The sequence below is a fragment of the Pseudooceanicola marinus genome (assembly GCF_020177265.1).
GTDB lineage: Bacteria > Pseudomonadota > Alphaproteobacteria > Rhodobacterales > Rhodobacteraceae > Pseudooceanicola > Pseudooceanicola marinus_A.
Window position 1 is genome coordinate 26501 of record NZ_JAIVMC010000016.1, and the last position, 17828, is coordinate 44328.

Annotated in this window: 16 protein-coding genes; 12 read left to right on the plus strand and 4 right to left on the minus strand. The window is 66.7% G+C overall.

What is annotated here, in order from left to right:
- The first annotated feature begins 174 nt into the window (after positions 1-174).
- From LC066_RS20075 to LC066_RS20120, 10 genes are all read left to right on the plus strand, one after another.
- Positions 175-1770, plus strand: coding sequence for a GMC family oxidoreductase (locus tag LC066_RS20075; RefSeq protein ID WP_224902965.1), 1596 nt, complete (start codon positions 175-177; stop codon positions 1768-1770).
- An 89-nt stretch (positions 1771-1859) separates the two neighbouring features.
- Positions 1860-2933 carry an ABC transporter ATP-binding protein gene (locus LC066_RS20080; protein WP_224902968.1) on the plus strand — a complete coding sequence of 358 codons (1074 nt, stop codon included), beginning with the start codon at positions 1860-1862 and terminating at the stop codon, positions 2931-2933.
- Positions 2930-3805 carry an ABC transporter permease gene (locus LC066_RS20085; protein WP_224902971.1) on the plus strand — a complete coding sequence of 292 codons (876 nt, stop codon included), beginning with the start codon at positions 2930-2932 and terminating at the stop codon, positions 3803-3805. Before LC066_RS20080 ends, LC066_RS20085 begins: the two co-directional genes overlap by 4 nt.
- Complete coding sequence (locus LC066_RS20090; RefSeq protein ID WP_222481327.1) at positions 3802-4605, plus strand: ABC transporter permease; 804 nt, start codon at positions 3802-3804, stop codon at positions 4603-4605. The genes LC066_RS20085 and LC066_RS20090 overlap by 4 nt, the downstream gene beginning before the upstream one ends.
- Positions 4606-4684: 79 nt before the next feature.
- A complete protein-coding gene (locus LC066_RS20095; protein ID WP_222481329.1) occupies positions 4685-5707 on the plus strand; it encodes an extracellular solute-binding protein in 1023 nt (340 codons plus the stop codon).
- Between the two features lie 76 nt (positions 5708-5783).
- On the plus strand, positions 5784-7415 hold the full coding sequence (locus LC066_RS20100; protein ID WP_224902973.1) for an amidohydrolase: 1632 nt from the start codon (positions 5784-5786) through the stop codon (positions 7413-7415).
- A gap of 71 nt (positions 7416-7486) precedes the next feature.
- Positions 7487-7900, plus strand: coding sequence for a RidA family protein (locus tag LC066_RS20105; RefSeq protein WP_222481334.1), 414 nt, complete (start codon positions 7487-7489; stop codon positions 7898-7900).
- 4 nt (positions 7901-7904) lie between these two features.
- Entirely contained in the window at positions 7905-8579 is a 675-nt protein-coding gene (locus LC066_RS20110) for a DUF1028 domain-containing protein (RefSeq protein WP_224902976.1), read from the plus strand.
- Between the two features lie 90 nt (positions 8580-8669).
- Positions 8670-10169, plus strand: a complete 1500-nt coding sequence (locus LC066_RS20115; protein ID WP_224902979.1) for an aldehyde dehydrogenase — start codon at positions 8670-8672, stop codon at positions 10167-10169.
- Between the two features lie 22 nt (positions 10170-10191).
- Positions 10192-11184: a LysR substrate-binding domain-containing protein gene (locus LC066_RS20120; RefSeq protein ID WP_222481339.1), complete on the plus strand. Its 993-nt coding sequence runs from the start codon at positions 10192-10194 to the stop codon at positions 11182-11184.
- On the opposite strand, the gene LC066_RS20125 is transcribed toward LC066_RS20120, so the two are convergent.
- Positions 11120-11923, minus strand: coding sequence for a helix-turn-helix transcriptional regulator (locus tag LC066_RS20125; RefSeq protein WP_224902982.1), 804 nt, complete (start codon positions 11921-11923; stop codon positions 11120-11122). The two genes, LC066_RS20120 and LC066_RS20125, sit on opposite strands and share 65 nt — an antisense overlap.
- Positions 11924-12035: 112 nt before the next feature.
- Between LC066_RS20125 and LC066_RS20130 the strand changes: the two genes are divergently transcribed.
- Positions 12036-13397, plus strand: coding sequence for an aminotransferase class III-fold pyridoxal phosphate-dependent enzyme (locus tag LC066_RS20130; protein WP_224902985.1), 1362 nt, complete (start codon positions 12036-12038; stop codon positions 13395-13397).
- A gap of 39 nt (positions 13398-13436) precedes the next feature.
- A complete protein-coding gene (gene argE / locus LC066_RS20135; protein ID WP_224902988.1) occupies positions 13437-14576 on the plus strand; it encodes an acetylornithine deacetylase in 1140 nt (379 codons plus the stop codon).
- Positions 14577-14799: 223 nt separating this feature from the next.
- On the opposite strand, the gene LC066_RS20140 is transcribed toward argE, so the two are convergent.
- Genes LC066_RS20140 through LC066_RS20150 form a run of 3 tightly spaced genes read right to left on the minus strand, consistent with a single transcriptional unit; the run spans position 14800 to position 17619 of the window.
- Positions 14800-15885 (minus strand): ABC transporter ATP-binding protein, encoded by a 1086-nt coding sequence (locus LC066_RS20140; RefSeq protein ID WP_224902991.1) that lies wholly within the window; start codon positions 15883-15885, stop codon positions 14800-14802.
- A gap of 2 nt (positions 15886-15887) precedes the next feature.
- Positions 15888-16784, minus strand: a complete 897-nt coding sequence (locus LC066_RS20145; RefSeq protein WP_224902994.1) for a carbohydrate ABC transporter permease — start codon at positions 16782-16784, stop codon at positions 15888-15890.
- Between the two features lies 1 nt (position 16785).
- On the minus strand, positions 16786-17619 hold the full coding sequence (locus tag LC066_RS20150) for a carbohydrate ABC transporter permease (protein WP_224902996.1): 834 nt from the start codon (positions 17617-17619) through the stop codon (positions 16786-16788).
- Between the last annotated feature and the right edge of the window lie 209 nt (positions 17620-17828).

Consider the following 17828-nt stretch of genomic DNA (forward strand, 5'->3'; position numbering starts at 1 on the left):
GCAGGCTTCCTGCCTGTTTTATGGGCAATGCCCTAGGGGTGAAATCGGTATCTGCGCCTAACCTTCTGAAATGTATAGGCTTAGGGCTTGCCTAAGCAGTGGCTTGAATTTTTTGAATGGGTTCTTGGCGGGCGCCGGTGCCACCAAGACGGGGCACTTGAACGCGGGGATCGCATGGAAAACGACACTTTCGACTACATCGTCATTGGCGCCGGATCCGCCGGCTGCGTCCTGGCCAACCGCCTGTCGAAGGACCCGGCGAACCGCGTCTGCATCGTCGAGGCCGGCGGCAAGGACAGCTCGCCCCGCGTGCGCGTGCCGGCAGGGATCCTGTCGCTCTACAACGATCCGCAATACGACTACAGCTTCATGTCCGTGCCGCAGCCGGCGATGAACGGCCGCCGCATCCCGATGAACCGCGGCAAGGCGCTCGGTGGCTCCTCGGCGATCAACTCGATGCTCTATATCCGCGGCCTGCCGCGTGACTACGACGAATGGGCCGAGCTGGGCTGCCCGAACTGGGGCTGGAAGGACATGCTGCCGGTCTTCAAGGACCTGGAGAACAACCAGCTGGGCCAGGACCCCGAGCTGCACGGCACGGGCGGGGAGCTTTACGTCGATCGCCACCGCGATCCGAACCCCGTCAGCCGCATGTTCATCAAGGCCGGTCGCGCCCATAACCTGGAAGAGACCACGGATATGAACGCCCGCCAAGAGGGCCTGGGCATCTACAACGTGACCCAGCACGACGGCATGCGCTGGTCCTCCTTCCGCGCCTTCCTGAAGCCGGTGATGGACCGCCCCAACCTGACCGTGCTGTCCGGCACCGAGACCCGCAAACTGGTCATCGAGGACGGCAAGGTCACCGGGGTCGAGGTGGTCACCCCCGAGGGGCCGAAGACCCTGAAGGTGGCGAAAGAGGTCGTCCTGTCGGCCGGCGCCATCAACTCGCCCGAGCTGCTGATGCGCTCCGGCGTGGGCCCGGCGGAGATGCTGAAGGCCGCGGGCGTCGAGGTGAAATGCGACCTGCCCGGCGTCGGCCAGAACCTGCAGGACCACGTGGACGGGATGATCACCGTGCGGTCGAAATCGACCAAGACGCTTGGTCTGTCGGTGCTGAACCTGCCGTCGATGATCGCCGCCCCGTTCAAGTTCCTGGCAAACCGCAAGGGCATGTTCGCCACGAACTACGTCGAGGCCGGCGGCTTTGCCCGCACCAAGTTCGCCAATGAAAACCCCGACATCCAGTTCCACTTCGTTCCCGGCTACCGCAGCCACCGTGGGCGCGTGGTCGAATACGGCCACGGCTACGCCATCCACACCTGCGTGCTGCGGCCCAAGTCGGTGGGCGAGATCCGCCTGGGCAAGGATGGCCAGCTGGAAATCGACCCCCGCTTCCTGACCGAGCCGGAGGACCTGGCGGTGCTGGTCGAGGGCATCAAGACCGCCCGCACCATCCTGGCCGACAGCACCTTCGACGGCATTCGCGGCACCGAGATGCTGCCCGGCGAGGACGTGCAGAGCGACGAGGACATCGCCCAGGCCATGCGCGAGCAGGCCCTGACCGTCTTCCACCCCGTCGGCACCTGCAAGATGGGCACCGATGCCATGGCGGTCTGCGATCCGGCCTCGCTGAAGGTCAACGGCGTCGCGGGGCTGCGCGTGGCCGATGCCTCGGTGATGCCGAAACTCATCGGGGGCAACACCAACGCCCCCACCATGGTCATCGGCGAACGCTGCGCCCGCATGATCCTGTCCGAAGCCGCCTGAGAGCAGCCGGACCCCGGCCCTGCCCGCCCCGGGCAGCGGCCAAGACGCGCGACTTTGCCCCCCGGGGCGTGAAGGGAAGGGACGACACAATGAGCCGCCAATCCGCGATCGAGATCGCCGGGGTGTCCAAGCAGTTCGGTGATTTCACCGCGCTGGACCACGTCGATTTCAAGATCCAGCAGAACGAGTTCTTCACCCTTCTGGGGCCCTCGGGCTGTGGCAAGACGACCCTTCTGCGCATGATCGCGGGCTTCGAGACGCCGACCCAGGGCGACATCCTGCTGAACGGCAAGACGATCAGCGACAGCCCGGCGCACCGGCGCAAGATCAACACGGTGTTCCAGAACTACGCCCTGTTCCCGCATATGACCCTGGCGCAGAACGTGGCCTTCGGGCTGGAAAACCTGGGCTGGGCCAAGGGTGACATCAAGAGCCGCGTCGACGAGATGCTGGAGATGGTCCACATGGCGCAGTTCGCGCGCCGCAAGCCCGACCAGCTGTCGGGTGGGCAGAAGCAGCGGATCGCCCTGGCCCGGGCGCTGGCGCCGAAACCCGAGGTGCTGTTGCTGGACGAACCGCTGTCGGCGCTGGACCTGAAACTGCGCCAGTCGATGCGCGACGAGCTGCGCCGCCTGCAGCGCGAGACCGGCATCACCTTCGTCTTCGTCACCCACGACCAGGAAGAGGCGCTGGATATGTCCGACCGCATCGCGGTCATGGGCAACGGCCGGGTGCAGCAGATCGGCGCCCCGGACGAGATTTACGAGGCGCCGGAAAACCGTTTCGTGGCCGATTTCATCGGCGAGACCAACTTCCTCGACGGTGAGGTCACGGCGCTGGACGGCGATACCGCCACGATCCACACCGCCCTTGGCATCGACGTGACCACCACCCAAAGCGGCGTGACGGCGCCGGGCCCGGCCGTGCTGTCGATCCGCCCCGAGAAGATCGGGCTGGAGGCCCAGGCCGAGGGCGAGACGCGCGAAGGCACGGTCGTGTCGCGCAACTACATGGGCGGCTTCACCCATTACACCGTCGAGGCCGGCGGCGTTTCCCTGCGCGTGTCGCGCCGCAACGCCCAGGCCCGCGCCGACCGGATCGAGGTGGGCGATACCGTCACCCTCGGCTTCCAGCCGGCCAACGCGAGGATCCTGGGGCAATGAGCAAGGCGTTCCGTTTCTGGGGGCTGTTCCCGGCCTGGGCGCTGATGGTGCTCACGCTGATCATCCCCGTCTTCATCGTCGCCGCCGTCTCCGTATCCGAACGGGGCGCCTATGGGGGCTTCGACTGGGGCTTCGACCTGACCGCCTATCGCCAGATCCTGTTCACCCTGGGCTGGACCGACGAGCTGGAGTTCGATCCCAAGTACCTGATCATCATCGGGCGGACCCTGGCCTATGCCACGGGGGTGACGCTGATTTCGCTGATCCTGTCGCTGCCGCTGGCCTACTGGATCTCGCTGCAATCGGCGCGGATGAAGCTGATCCTGGTCTACCTGGTCACCCTGCCCTTCTGGGTGTCGATGATCGTGCGGGTCTATTCCTGGCTGATCATCCTGGGCAATGACGGCCTGGCCGAACGCATCTACGTCTTCTTCGGCGGTGCCGATGGCCAGGGTTTCCTGTTCACTTGGGGCGCGATGCTGGTCGGCATGGTCTACAGCCATATCCCGCTGATGATCCTGCCCGTCTACGCCGCGGTCGAGAAACTGGACCCGGCGCTGATCGAGGCCAGCCACGACCTTTACGGCAGCCGCTGGACCGCGCTGCGCCGGGTCATCATCCCGCTGTCGGCGCCGGGGCTGATCGGCGGGTCTATCCTGGTCTTCGTGCCCAGCCTGGGCGCGGTGCTGGAACCGATGCTTCTGGGCGGCGGGCGCCAGCTGATGATGGGCACCCTGATCCAGAACCAGTTCGGCGGCTCGCGCGACTGGCCCTTCGGGGCGGCCATCGCCATGGTCCTGCTGACCATCGTGGTGCTGGTGCTGATCGTGAACGCCCGCCGGGCCGCCCGCCAGATGGAGGCAAGCGCATGAGAAAGCAACGCGACATCCGCAGCTATCCCGGGCTGCGCACCCTCTCGCTGGTCTTCTTCGCCTGGCTCTACCTGCCGATCGGCGTCGTCATCTTCTACTCCTTCAACTCCAACCGGCTGGTGTCGGTCTGGGAGGGCTTCTCGACCAAGTGGTACGTCAGCGCCTTGCAGAACGACGCCCTGATGTCCTCGGTCCGGGTGTCGCTGATCGTGGCGCTGTTCTCTATGATCTTCGCCACGACGATCGCGCTGCTGGCCGCGCTGGTGATTACCCGCGCACCGGGGCTGAAGATGCGCCGCGTGTCGGAAACCGTGGTGAACCTGCCGCTGCTGCTGCCCGAAATCGTGCTGGCCGTGGCCGTGCTGATCCTGTTCAGCCAGGTCGGTCTGAACAGCGGCATGTTCCGCCTGGTGCTGGCCCACGTGGCCTTCTGCACGCCCTTCGCCTTCATGCCGATCCGGGCCCGCCTGCAGGGCATGTCGCTGGACGTCGAGGAGGCCGCGCGCGACCTCTACGCGCCGCCGCTGACCGTGTTCCGCCGGGTGACCCTGCCGATGATCATGCCCGGCGTCTTCGCCGGGGCGATGACCGCCTTCGTGATCTCGATGGACGATTTCATCACCTCGAACATGCTGAACTCGGGCGGGGGCACCACGCTGCCGATCTACATCTTCAGCCTGATCCGCCAGGGCACCACGCCCGAACTGAACGCGATCTCGACCCTGCTGATCCTGGTGTCGCTGATCCTGGCCACCATCGTGCTGATCCTCAACGCCCGGGCCATGCGGCGCGACGGCTGACCCCTTTACCACCGGTCCCGCCCCCGGACCTTCCAACAACCACAAGACGCGCGGGGGCGTTCAACAAGGAGAAACTCCCATGACCACTCTGAAGAAATCCCTGCTGGCAACGGCGATGATGCTGCCCATGGCCGGCACCGCGATGGCCGAAGGCCAGGTCAACATCTACGCCTGGTCGGAATCGATCTCGCCCGAACTGATCGAGAAGTTCACCGAAGAGACCGGCATCGAAGTTACCGTCGACAGCTACTCCTCCAACGAGGACGCCCTGACCCGCCTGCAGGCCGGCTCCTCGGGCTACGACGTCATCACCCCCTCGCAGCACTTCGTGAAGATCATGATCGACGAAGGCCTGCTGATGGACATCGACGCCAACGAGATGTCCGCCTACGACCAGCTGGACGAAGAGTGGAAGGGCCAGTGGTGGGACCCGGAGAACGACTACTCCATCCCCATGGCCTACGGCACCGCCGGTTTCGCCGTGAACCGTGACATCTACGACGGCCCCGTCGACAGCTGGTCCGTGCTGTTCGAGCCGACCGAACTGGCCGGCAAGATCGCCATGCTGTCCTACCCGGACGAGGTTGTCTCCGCCGCGCAGCTGTACCTTGGCGTCGAGTACTGCACCGAAGAGACCTCGGAAATGCGCAAGGTCTACGAACTGCTGGACGCGCAGAAGTCGGGCGTCGTGGCCTACACCTCCGACAACATCGCCAACCGTCTGGGGTCCGGCGAAGTTGCCGCGCACTTCTGGTGGGACGGTCAGGTGCTGCGCAACCGTCTGGACGGCGCCAACATCGAGTTCGCCATGCCCAAGGAAGGCCTCGTCGGCTGGCTGGACAGCTACGTCGTGCCCGCCGGTGCCGAGAACGTGGATGAGGCCAAGGCCTTCATCAACTTCATGTCCGAAGTCGACAACGCCACCGCCCAGGCCAACTACTACGCGCACTCCGTGCCGGTCGAGATCAACGAAGAGGAAAGCCTCTACACCCCCGAGAACGCGCCCGAGCTGTTCCCGACGGTGCCCGTGGTCTTCGCCCAGGCCTGCTCGCCCGCCGCGCAGGATCTGGTGACCCGCGTCTGGACTGACCTGCTGCAGTAATCGCACCACTGTCCGCCCGGGGGTCTCCCCGGGCGGGCTTTCCCCGAAAGCCGCTCTTTCCGAAAGTCCCCTCCCCTTGGATGACCTGCTGATCACCAACGCCCGCCGCATTGCCGATGGCGCGCCGGTTTCCGTCGCCCTGCGCGATGGCAAGATCGCCCGCGTCAACGGCGGCATGGCCGAGGCCGCCCGGGTCATCGACGCCGGGGGCCGTTGGCTGGGGGCCGCTTTCGTGGAAAGCCACCTGCATATCTTTTCCGGCGGGGTTGCCCTGAACCGGCTGAACCTGGCCCATGTCCATGACGAGGCGACCCTGGCCGCCGAGGTCACGGCCTGGGCCGCACCCCGCGCCGACCTGCCGCTGATCTGCGGCTATGCGGCCAACTATGACCTTGTAGGCGAGGGCCGCCGGCCCGACCGCCATATCCTCGACGCGATCCTGCCCGATCAGCCGCTGTTCATCGTCTCCACTGACCTGCACGCGGGTTGGGCCAACACCGCCGCCCTGCGCGCCTGCGGTTTCATGGATGCGGTCCCCGATCTGCCGGGCGCCGAGGTGGTGCTGGGCGCGGATGGCCTGCCGAATGGCGAGCTGCGCGAGAACGGCGCGATGGATCCGGTCTATGCGCTGGACCTGAACGGCGGGCGCGAGAACCTCGGTATCGGCGGGCATGAACCCGGGGCTGTGACCGAGGCCGCGCGTGCCGCCGACAAGGCCGCGATCCTCGATGCGCTGAAGACCTGCGCGGCCCATGGCATCACCCTGGCCGTCAACATGGACGGCAACCTCTATCAGGCGGAGCTTTTCACCGAACTGGCGCAGGCGGACCTGCTGCCGATCCGCGTGTCGCTGCCGATGACCATCGCGCCGGGCCAGGATGACGCCCGCGTCGCCGCCCTGCTGGAGGCGGCCGGGCGCGCGCCCGTGGGCAAGCTGTCCTTCGGGCGGGTGAAGATGTTCATGGATGGCGTCTTCGACACCTGGACCGCGCTGCGCACCGATGATTACCCCGACCGCCCGGGCTTCCGCGGCGAACCGCTGTTCGCCCCGGAGCGCTTTGCCGAGATCTGCATCCGCGCCGATGCGGCCGGTCTGCAGATCGCCACCCATTGCGTCGGCGACGGCGCGGTGCGCGCTGTGGTCGATGGCTACGAGGCGGCGGCGAAGGCCAACGGCCGGCTGGACGCGCGCCACCGGATTGAACACCTGGACATGGTGCACCCCGCAGAGGTCGCCCGGATCGCCGATCTGGGCATCATCGCCTCGATGCAGCCGGTGCATCCGCCGGGATCGGCGGGGCTGCCTCTGGAACCCACGATCTCGATCATGGGACGCAACCGCTGGCGCGACACCTTCCCCTGGGCGCGGCTGAAATCGGCCGGCGTGGGGCTGGCCTTCGGCACCGACTGGCCCGTTTCGCCACTGTCGCCCATGGTGGCGATCCATGCCGCCCTGACCCGCCGCACCTGGGCCGAGGACGTGCCGGATCAGCGCCTGTCGCTTACGGATGTCTTTTCGGCCTATACCGCCGGCGGCGCCCGCGCCGACCACCGGGAGGCGCAGCTTGGCCGCCTGGAACCGGGGCTGGCCGCCGACCTGATCCTGCTGGACGGGGACCCGCGCGCCCTGATGTCCCGCCCCGACGCCTGTTCCGTGGCCCTGACGCTTTGCGCCGGGCGCGCGGTGCACGACACCCTGTCCGGCTGAAGCCGCGACGCGTTTTCCCCGGCAGCGATGCGCGCCCCGCGCCCTGCCCTTTACCCGTACCGGAGGCCAAGATGGCTCATACCCGCATCCGCAAGTTCAACACCAAGGAAACCTACCCCGAGCAGAACCTCGACAACGACCTGTGCCAGGCCGTCGTGGCGCAGGGCAAGATGGTCTTCCTGCGCGGCCAGTGCCCGCAGAACCTGGACGACGCCAAGAACATCGAAAGCCATGACCCGGTCGAACAGACCCACAAGGTCATGCAGAACATCAAGCAGCTGATGGAAGAATGCGGCGGCGGCATGGAACACGTCTGCCGCGTTCAGGTCTTCCTGACCGACGTGCGCAACCGCGAGGCCGTCTATCGGGTGATGGGCGAATACATCAAGGGCGTGCACCCCGTGTCCACCGGTCTGGTCGTCACCGCCCTGGCCCGCCCCGACTGGCTGGTCGAGATCGAAGCCACCGCCGTCATCCCGGAGTAATCGCATGACCTTTTCCCTCGTCGCCCGCTGTGCCGAGACCGGCATGTTCGGGGTTGCCGTGTCCTCCTCCTCCCCCGCCGTGGCGGCGCGTTGCGCCTATGCGCGGGCGGGTGTCGGCGCGGTCAGCTCGCAGAACGTCACCGACCCGACGCTGGGTCCCCTGGCCCTCGACCTGATGGAAGGCGGCATGTCCGCCGCCGAGACCGTGGCGCAGGTGCAGGCGCAGGGCAAGTTCATCGAGTACCGTCAGGTGCTGGTCGTCGACGCCCAGGGCCGCACCGCGATCCATTCGGGCCCGAACTCCCTTGGCATTTTCACCGAGGCGCATGGCACCGACGTCGTGGCCGCCGGCAACATGCTGCAGAACGAAGGCGTGCCCCAGGCCATCGTCACCGCCTTTGAACAGGCGGAGGGCCACCTGGGCGACCGCCTGATCGCCGCCATGCGCGCGGGTCTCGCCGCGGGCGGCGAAATGGGTCCGGTGCATTCGGCCGGCATGAAGCTGGTGGACAAGGTGGCCTGGCCCGTGGCCGACCTGCGCTGCGACTGGACCGAGGACTGCCCGGTGGAAAACATCGCCACCGCCTGGGAGGTCTACAAGCCCCAGCTCGACGCCTACGTGCAGCGCGCCATCGACCCGCGCGAGGCGCCTTCCTACGGCGTCCCCGGCGACGAGTGATGCGCCCCCGGGTGCGCCAAAGGCGCCCCACCCCATGACGTCCCGGCCCGCCGCAGGGCCGGGACCCACAGCAGACAGAAAGCCGATCCCATGACCCTGACCCATGCCGAATGGACCGCGAAGGCCAAGGCCCTGACCTTCCGCAACCAGGCCTATATCGACGGCAAATTCGTCGATGCGATCTCGGGCGCGAGCTTCGACACGATCAACCCCGCCACGGGCGAGGTGCTGACGCAGGTCGCCGCCTGTGACGCCGCCGATGTGGATGCCGCCGTTACGGCTGCGCGCCGCGCCTTCGAAGGCGGCGCCTGGTCGCAGATGGACCCGACCGCGCGCAAGGGCGTGCTGCTGAAACTGGCCGATCTGATCCGCGAAAACCTGGAGGAATTCGCCCTGCTCGACACGCTCGACATGGGCAAGCCGATCACCGAGACCTCGACCGTGGACGTGCCGGGCAGCGCCCATTTCTTCCAGTGGTACGCCGAGGCGATCGACAAGCTTTATGACGAGGTCGCCCCGACCGCGCCGGGTGACTTGGCGCTGGTGCGCCGCGTGCCCTTGGGCGTCGTGGGTGCCGTGGTGCCGTGGAACTTCCCCCTCGACATGGCAACGTGGAAATCCGCCGCCGCCCTGGCCGCGGGCAACTCCGTCGTGCTGAAACCGGCCGAACAATCGCCGCTGTCGGCGCTGTTCCTGGCGGAACTGGCCACAGAGGCCGGCATCCCGGCGGGTGTCTTCAACGTCGTGCCGGGCTTCGGCGCCACCGCCGGCAAGGCCCTGGGCCTGCACATGGACGTGGATTGCCTGGCCTTCACCGGCTCGACCGCCACGGGCAAGATGTTCATGGAATACTCGGGCCAGTCGAACCTGAAACAGGTCTGGCCCGAGACGGGCGGCAAATCCCCCAACATCGTCTTCGCTGACTGCGAGGATCTGGAAGCCGCCGCCGACATGGCCGCCTTCGGCATCTTCTTCAACCAGGGCGAGGTCTGTTCCGCCAACTCGCGCCTCTATGTCGAACGGTCGATCCATGACCAGTTCGTCGAGCTGCTGAAGGCCCGCGCCGAGGCCCGCGTGCCGGGCGACCCGCTGGACCCCGCCACGATGATCGGTGCCATCGTGGACGAAAAGCAGACCCAGGGCATCATGGCCCGTGTCGAGGCCGGCAAGGCCAATGCGCGCCTCGTCACCGGGGGCGCACGCGTCACCGTGGACGGCAAGGGCTGCTTCGTGCCGCCGACGATCTTTGCCGACGTGGCCCAGGACGATGCGCTGGTGCAGGAGGAAATCTTCGGCCCCGTGCTGACCGTGATCCCCTTCGACACCGAGGCAGAGGCCATCGCCATGGCCAACGACAGCATCTATGGCCTGGCGGCCTCGGTCTGGACCGACAACCTTTCCCGCGCCATCCGCGTCTCGGACAAGCTGATGGTCGGCACCGTGTCGGTGAACACCGTCGATGCCCTGTCGGCGCAGACGCCCTTCGGCGGAATGAAGCAGTCGGGCTTCGGCCGGGACCTGTCGCTGCATTCGCTGGAGAAATACACGGCGTTGAAAACCACCTGGATCAAGTACAAGCTGCAGGCCTGATCCCGTGGAGAAGAGGCCCAACATGATCCGGTACACCCTGCGGCAGCTCGAATATTTCGTCGCCGTGGGGGACGCGGGCAGCATCATGCTGGCCGCCGGCAAGGTGAACGTCTCTTCTCCCTCCATTTCCGCCGCGATCTCGCAGCTGGAAACGGAATTCGGCATGCCCCTGTTCGTGCGCCAGCATGCGCAGGGGCTGTCGCTGACACAGGCGGGCCGGACGCTGATGGAACAGGCCAAGGTGGTGCTGCGCGAGGCCGACCGGCTGGTGGACCTGGCCGGCGACATCTCGGGCACCGTGCGCGGCCCGATCTCCGTCGGCGGCATGCTGACCTTTGCCCAGGTGGTGCTGCCGCCCCTGCGCAAGGACTTCGTCGAGGCCTTCCCCGAGGCGCGCTTCACCCAGGTGGAGCTGGACGCCAACGAGCTGGTCAGCGCCCTGCGCCGGGCGGAGATCGACGTGGCCCTGGGCTATGACCTTGTGCTGCCACCGGACATGAAGTTCGTGCCGCTGATCGACCTGCCGCCCTTCGTCCTGATCCCCGCCGGTCACCCGCTGGCGGACCGCGAGGAGATCGCGGTGGAGGAGCTGCGCACCGAACCCATGGTGCTGCTGGATCTGCCGCAAAGCTCCGACTACTTCCTGTCCTTCTTCCATGAGAAGGGCATCAAGCCGGTAATCACCGAACGGTCGCGCGACATTGCCGTGGTGCGCAGCCTGGTGGCCAACGGTTTCGGCTATTCCATTGCCAATATGCGGCCCCTGAACGGCGTGTCGCCGGACGGCAAGCCGCTGCGGTTCATCCCGCTGGCGGGGGACCTGCGGCCGATGAAGATGGGCCTGATGATGACCCACCAGGCCGAGACCACCAACGTGGTGCGCAGCTTTGTCGAATTTGCCCAGAAATGGTTCCACGACGGGTTCATGCCGGGCCAGCTGGCGCGGGAGGTCAGTGGCCCGATGGCGAGCCCAGCATCGGCAGAAGAAGAGAGAAAAGCTGCGCCTGGGAGCTGATCTCGAGACGCGCGTAAAGCTGCTTGCGGAAGACCTTCACCGTTTCCGGGCTGAGGTCGAGGTGCAGCGCGATGGAGGCCGTGGAATGGCCCTTGAGCACGAGGAAGGCGACCTGCGCCTGGCGCGGGGTCAGGGCGATGCCCAGGTGCGCCGCGACATTGGCGCGCAGGCTGTCAGCGACACTGGCCGACGTCTGGTTTTCCGCACCCGTGGGAGCCAGCCCGGCCCAGTGTCGGCGGATCAGCGACAGGCAGACCGGCGCCAGCGCCTCCGCCTGGGCGATGTCCCGTGCGCTGAACCGGCGCCCGGAGGAGGCATCGCGGCCCAGGCAGATCGTCACCGTCACCGCGGCCGCGGGCCGTGCCACGAAGGCCAGTTCGTCCGTCAGGGTCGTGCCCTGGTAGTAGGTCAGGAAATACTCGCCTCGGCTGAAATGGTCCGGCGCCACGTCGCCCAGCCGGTACAGCCCGTCCGCCGCGCCGTCGACATGCAGCTGGTGGAACGGGTCCAGCAGGTAGGCCCCCTTCAGGTAGGCCGAGCCAAGGCGGGCATGCACCCGGGCATCGGCGGCATCGAGGTGCAGCACCCGGGGCCGGTCGCGGCCCGGGTAGGCCAGCATGGTGATGTTGTCGAAGGGCACGGCGGCGCGCAGCCAGGCGGCCAGCGCGGGTTCGAATCCGGGTGTGCCCAGCCGGTCGATGGCCGCCGCCAGGCGGTGTTGCGGGCTATCTTCGGTCATGGATCCCTCCTTGGGGGTATATACCCCCTAAACGGCGAAACGTAGAAGTGGAAACTGAATTGCGGGGGTATGTCCCTCCGCGCCAGATGTCCCGCCGACCGGAGAGACCGACATGACCCTGATGCCCGACACCCGCCAGATCCTCGACCAGGATGCCCACCTGATCCAATCCTTCGCCGACCTCGACGCGCTGAAGGCGCAGGGCGCGCGCACGGTGATTTCCAGGGCGAAGGGCGCCCATGTCTGGGACAGCGACGGCAACAAGCTGATCGACGGCATCGGCGGTCTGTGGTGCGTCAACATCGGCCACGGCCGGGACGAGATGATCGAGGCGATCGCCGGACAGCTGCGTGAGCTGGACTATTATTCCACCTTCTACAACTTCACCCACCCCAAGGCCGCCGCCCTGGCCGAGAAGATCGCGCAGCTGGCGCCGGGGCATCTGAACAAGGTGTTCTTCTCGAACTCGGGCTCGGTCGCCAATGACAGCGCGATCCGGATGCTGCACCACTACAACATCCGCAAGGGCCGCCCCGAGAAACGCCAGGTGCTGTCGCGGATCGGCGCCTACCACGGGTCCACCTACCTGGCGATGGCGATGACCCAGCCCAGCAACTCGGTCGGCTGGACCTCCGCCGCCGACGGGTTGGTGCACCACCTGCGCAGCCCCCACTTCTGGCGCGAGGCCGGCGAGATGAGCGAGGCCGAGTTCCTCGACGCGCTGATCCTCGACCTGGAAACCTCGATCGACCGGATCGGCGCGGACAACATCTGTGCCTTCATTGCCGAACCCATCCAGGGCGCCGGCGGCGTCATCACCGCGCCGCAGGGCTATCACCGCCGCGCCTGGGAGGTCTGCCAGGCCAATGCCATCAAGTATGTCGCCGACGAGGTGGTCACCGCCTTCGGCCGCCTGGGCCATATGTTCGCGTCAAGGGACGTCTTCGGCATGACGCCCGACATCATCACCACGGCCAAGGGCCTGACCTCGGGCTACCAGCCGCTGGCGGCCACCATCGTCTCGGACGAGATCCACGACGTGATTTCCGCCCCCGACGGCTATTTCCTTCACGGGCTGACCTATTCCGGCCACCCGGCCGCCGCCGCCGCCGCCCTGACCAATATCGAGATCATGGAGCGCGAGCAGATCCCCGAGCGCGTCCGCACCACCGGCGCCTATTTCGAGAAACGCCTGCGCGAGCTTGCGGACATCGCGCTTGTCGGGGAGGTGCGCGGGAGCCATTTCATGATGGGGATCGAGTTCGTGAAGGACCGCGCCAGCAAGGAAAGCCACCCGGATGCGGCCCAGGTCGGCACCAAGGTCGCCCGCGCCTGCCAGAAACGGGGGCTGATCGCCCGGCCGCTTGGCAACGTGCTGATCCTCTCGCCCACGCTGATCATGGACGAACCCATGATCGACGAGATTGCCGGTATCCTGCGCGATGCCATAACCGAGGTTGCCGCGGGTCTCTGACCCCGGCCGCCGCACCACAGAAAGACCCACGACAAGATCATGGACAGCCTCAGCCTTCTGGACACGCTCATCGCCTTCGACACGACCGCTCGGACATCGAACCTCGACCTGATTGATTTCGTCGAGACCTACCTGACCGAGCGCGGCTTCCGCGTGACGCGGGTGATGGCACCCGAAGGCGACCGCGCGGGGCTGTATGCCGCCATTGGCCCGGAAGGTGCAGGGGGCGTGATGCTGTCGGCGCATACGGATGTGGTGCCGGTCGCGGGGCAGGAGTGGACCCGCCCGCCCTTCCAGCTGACCCGCGAGGGCGACCGGCTTTACGGGCGGGGCACCACGGACATGAAGGGCTATCTCGCCGCTATGCTGGCCGTCGCCGACAAGGCGGCGGGCGCCGATCTGGCCGAACCGCTGAAGCTGGCGATCTCCTATGACGAGGAGATCGGCTGTGTCGGCATCCAGGCGATGATTGACCAGCTGGAGCCCGCCATCGGCCTGCCGCGCCTCTGTTTCGTGGGCGAACCCAGCGAGATGCAGGTGACCGTGGGCCACAAGGGCAAGGCGGCGTTCCGCGCCATCGCGCACGGCCAGTCGGGCCATTCCGCGCTGGCGCCGCAGTTCACCAACGCCCTGCACCTGGCCATGGATTTCGTCGGCGAGCTGAAGGCCCTTCAGGATCACTACGCGCGCGACGGCGCCCGGGATGAGGCCTATGGCGTGCCCTATTCCACGATCCACGTGGGCACCCTGTCGGGGGGCACCGCGCTGAACATCGTGCCGGACCGGGCCGAGCTGGCGTTCGAGTTCCGCCACCTGGCCGCCGACGACCCCGACACGATCCGCGCCCAGATCCACGGCGCCGCCGAGCGGGTCAGCGCCGCCTACGAGGGCGAGGCCCGGATCGAGGTGGAAGAGGTCAACGCCTACCCCGGTCTCGACCAGGCCGAGGAGGCGGAGGTGACCACCTTTGCCAAGGCCATGGCGCAGACCAACAGCGTGACCAAGGTGGCGTTTGGCACCGAGGCCGGGTTCTTCGAGGCGCTTGGCATTCCCACCGTGGTCTGCGGGCCGGGGTCGATGGACGGCCAGGGCCACAAGCCCGATGAATATATCGAACTGGACCAGCTGCGCGCCTGCGACGCCATGCTGGACCGGGTGCTGGACAGCCTGCGCGCCTGATCGCCCCACCTCCGAAAACACCAAACCCCCGGCGGCCCTGCGGCGCCGGGGGTTTTGCGTGCCCCCTGCCCGGCGCCCGTCCTGCGGACAAAAAAATGCCTCCCCGAAGGGAGGCAGTCAGGGGAGGTATTCTCGCGGCAGGCTGGGATGGATGTCGGCCTGCCGCGCCGGTTCGCGACCTGGGGGGAGATGGAATCCGGGGCGCGAACGGGATCTCTTTGGCTCAGAGCCGCTGTTCGGTCTCCTGCGAGAACAGCGAAGCGGTGCCGGGGTAGTAGTAGAGCGGCACGGTCGAGCCGGAGGGGTAGTGCACCGCGCCCGGCACGCTGAAGGAACAGCGCTTGCCGGCGATCTCGCACCAGATGATCGAGTTGGGGCCCAGCTCCTCGCACATGTCGATTTTCGCCTCCAGGCGGTTGGCGCCCGCCGGCAGATCGCCCTCCAGCACGAACAGCTGTTCCGGACGCAGGCCCAGCAGGACCTTGCCGCCCGCGCCGTCGCTCAGGGGATAGCCGGCCATGGCATGCGCCGAGCCGTCCGACAGGGTCAGCGCCTCGCCCGACAGGGTGCCGTCCAGAAGGTTCATCGAGGGCGAGCCAACGAAGTTCGCCACGAAGAGGTTGGCGGGAGTGTTGTAGACCTCGGACGGGGTGCCGACCTGCTGAATGTGACCGGCCTTCATCACCACGATGCGGTCGGCCAGGGTCATCGCCTCGATCTGGTCGTGGGTCACGTAGACCATGGTGCGCTGCAGATCCTCATGCAGGCGCTTGATCTCGATCCGCAGCTCCATCCGCAGCTTGGCGTCGAGGTTCGACAGCGGTTCATCGAACAGGAAGATATCGACGTCACGCACCAGAGCGCGGCCGATGGCGACCCGCTGGCGCTGACCGCCCGACAGGTCCGACGGGCGCCGTTTCATCAGCGGTTCCAGCTGCAGGATGCGGGCGGCGTCGGCGACCTTGCGGGCGATCTCCGCCTTGGGGGTGCCGGCGACCTTCAGCCCGAAGCTGAGGTTCTGTTCCACGGTCATCCGGGGGTAAAGAGCGTAGCTTTGGAACACCATGCCGATGCCGCGGTCCTTGGGTTCGGCCCAGGTGACGTTGTTGTCGCGGATCCAGATCTGGCCGTCATGCAGGTCGGTCAGCCCGGCGATCGCCGACAGCAGCGTGGACTTGCCGCAGCCCGAGGGGCCAAGCAGCACGATGAACTCGCCCGGCTCCACCGAAAGGTTCAGCTCGGGCACCACGACGTTCTGGCCATAGGCGATCGAGGCGTTCTTGATGTCGAGAATGGGGGAAGAAGACATGATCATCCTTTCACGGCGCCGGCGGTAATGCCGCGCACGAACCAGCGGCCGGAGACGAAGTAGGCCAGCAGGGGCACGGCTGCGGTCAGCAGCGTGGCGGCCATGTTGACGTTGTACTGGACCTCACCGAAGGTCACGTTGACGATGTTGTTGAGCTGCACCATCATCGGCTGGTTGTCCCGCCCGGCAAAGACCATGCCCAGCAGGAAGTCGTTCCAGATGGCGTTGAATTGCAGCAGACCGGCGACGACCAGCATCGGGATCGCCATGGGCAGCATCAGCGAGAAGAAGATGCGGATGAAGCCCGCGCCATCGATCCGCGCCGCCTGGAACAGGTCATGGGGCACCGCCGCGTAGTAGTTGCGGAACAGCAGCACCGTCAGCGGCAGCGAGAACAGCACGTGCACCAGGATCACCGCGGACAGCGTGCCGTAGAGGTCGAAGAAGGCGATGATGCGCACCGTCGGATAGACGAAGACCTGCAGCGGGATGAACCCGGCCAGCACGATGATCCCGAACAGCACGTTGGCGCCTTTCGGTTTCCAGAAGGACAGGATGTAGCCCACGAAGGCCCCGATCAGCACCGAGATCACGGTGGCCGGGACGGTGATCTTCACCGAATTCCAGAAGCCCTGGGAGATGCCCGAACAGGTCTCCAGCCCGCAATCGGTGGACCAGGCGGCGCGCCAGGCGTCGATGTGCAGGGTCTGCGGCAGCAGGAAGATCTGACCGTCGCGGATCTCGTCCATTTCCTTGAACGAGGTCACGACCATCACGTAGAGCGGCAGCACGAAGAAGGCGGCCGTCAGGATCAGGAAGAGGTAGAGGCCGACACGGCCCAGTTCGATGCCGCCGGGTTTGCGGCCCGTCGCCTCGGGGTTGAAGGTCGCGGTGGCCATGTCAGTGCCCCTTCCGTGCTTTTTTCTGCTGCGCGGCGCGCACGAAGAAGATCGGCACCACGACGGCGAGGACGGTGATCAGCAGCACCGAGGCGCCGGCGGTGGCCAGGCCGATGTTCTGACGGTTGAAGAGGTTGTCCATGATGAACTTCGCCGGCAGTTCCGTGGACGAGCCGGGCCCGCCGTTGGTCATCGCCACGACCAGGTCGTAGGTGCGGATGATGCCCATGAACAGCAGCGTCGCGGCGGTCGCCACGGCGGCGCGCATCTCGGGAATGATGATCGAAACGTAGGTCCGCCACAGCGGGATGCCTTCCACCCGCGCGGCCTGCCACAGCGATCCGTCGATGCCGCGCAGACCGGCCAGCAGGATGATCATCGCCAGCCCCGCGCCCTGCCACAGACCAGCCAGGGCCACGCCGTAGATCGCGGTCTCGGGGTGTTCGATCCAGTCGAAGCGGAAGCTGTCCCAGCCCCAGCCCTGCAGGGTGTTCTGGATGCCGAGGTTGGGGTTCATCAGCCACTGCCAGACCAGGCCGGTGACGACGAAGGACACCGCCTGCGGATAGAGGAACAGCGTGCGCAGCGTGTTCTCGAACCGGATCTTGCGATCCAGCGCGGCGGCCAGCAGGAAGCCCAGCAGAAGGCAGCCCACCACGTAGGTCACGCAGAGGATGCCCATGTTGACCATCGCCGTGTTCCAGCGACGCGCATCGAACAGGCGCACGTAATGTTCGAACCCCACCAGGTCGGTGGACGGCATGGTGCGCGAGTTGGTGAAGGACAGATAGAAGGTATAGATCGCCGTGCCGACGAACAGGCCGAGGGCCGTCAACCAAACCGGGGTGAGGGAGATAAAGGCGGGCCAGTTCCGGAACCTCGGAGGCCGCGTGTCGCTTCTGGGTGTCATGGGGCTCGTCTGTTCATCTACCTGGGGTCTCGGGCCGATACATCGGCGGTACTTGTCAATAAGCTCCGGCCCCTGCGGGAGGGCGCGGGGACCGGAGCGAATGGGAGATGGCGCAACCTGCGGCGCGCCACCAC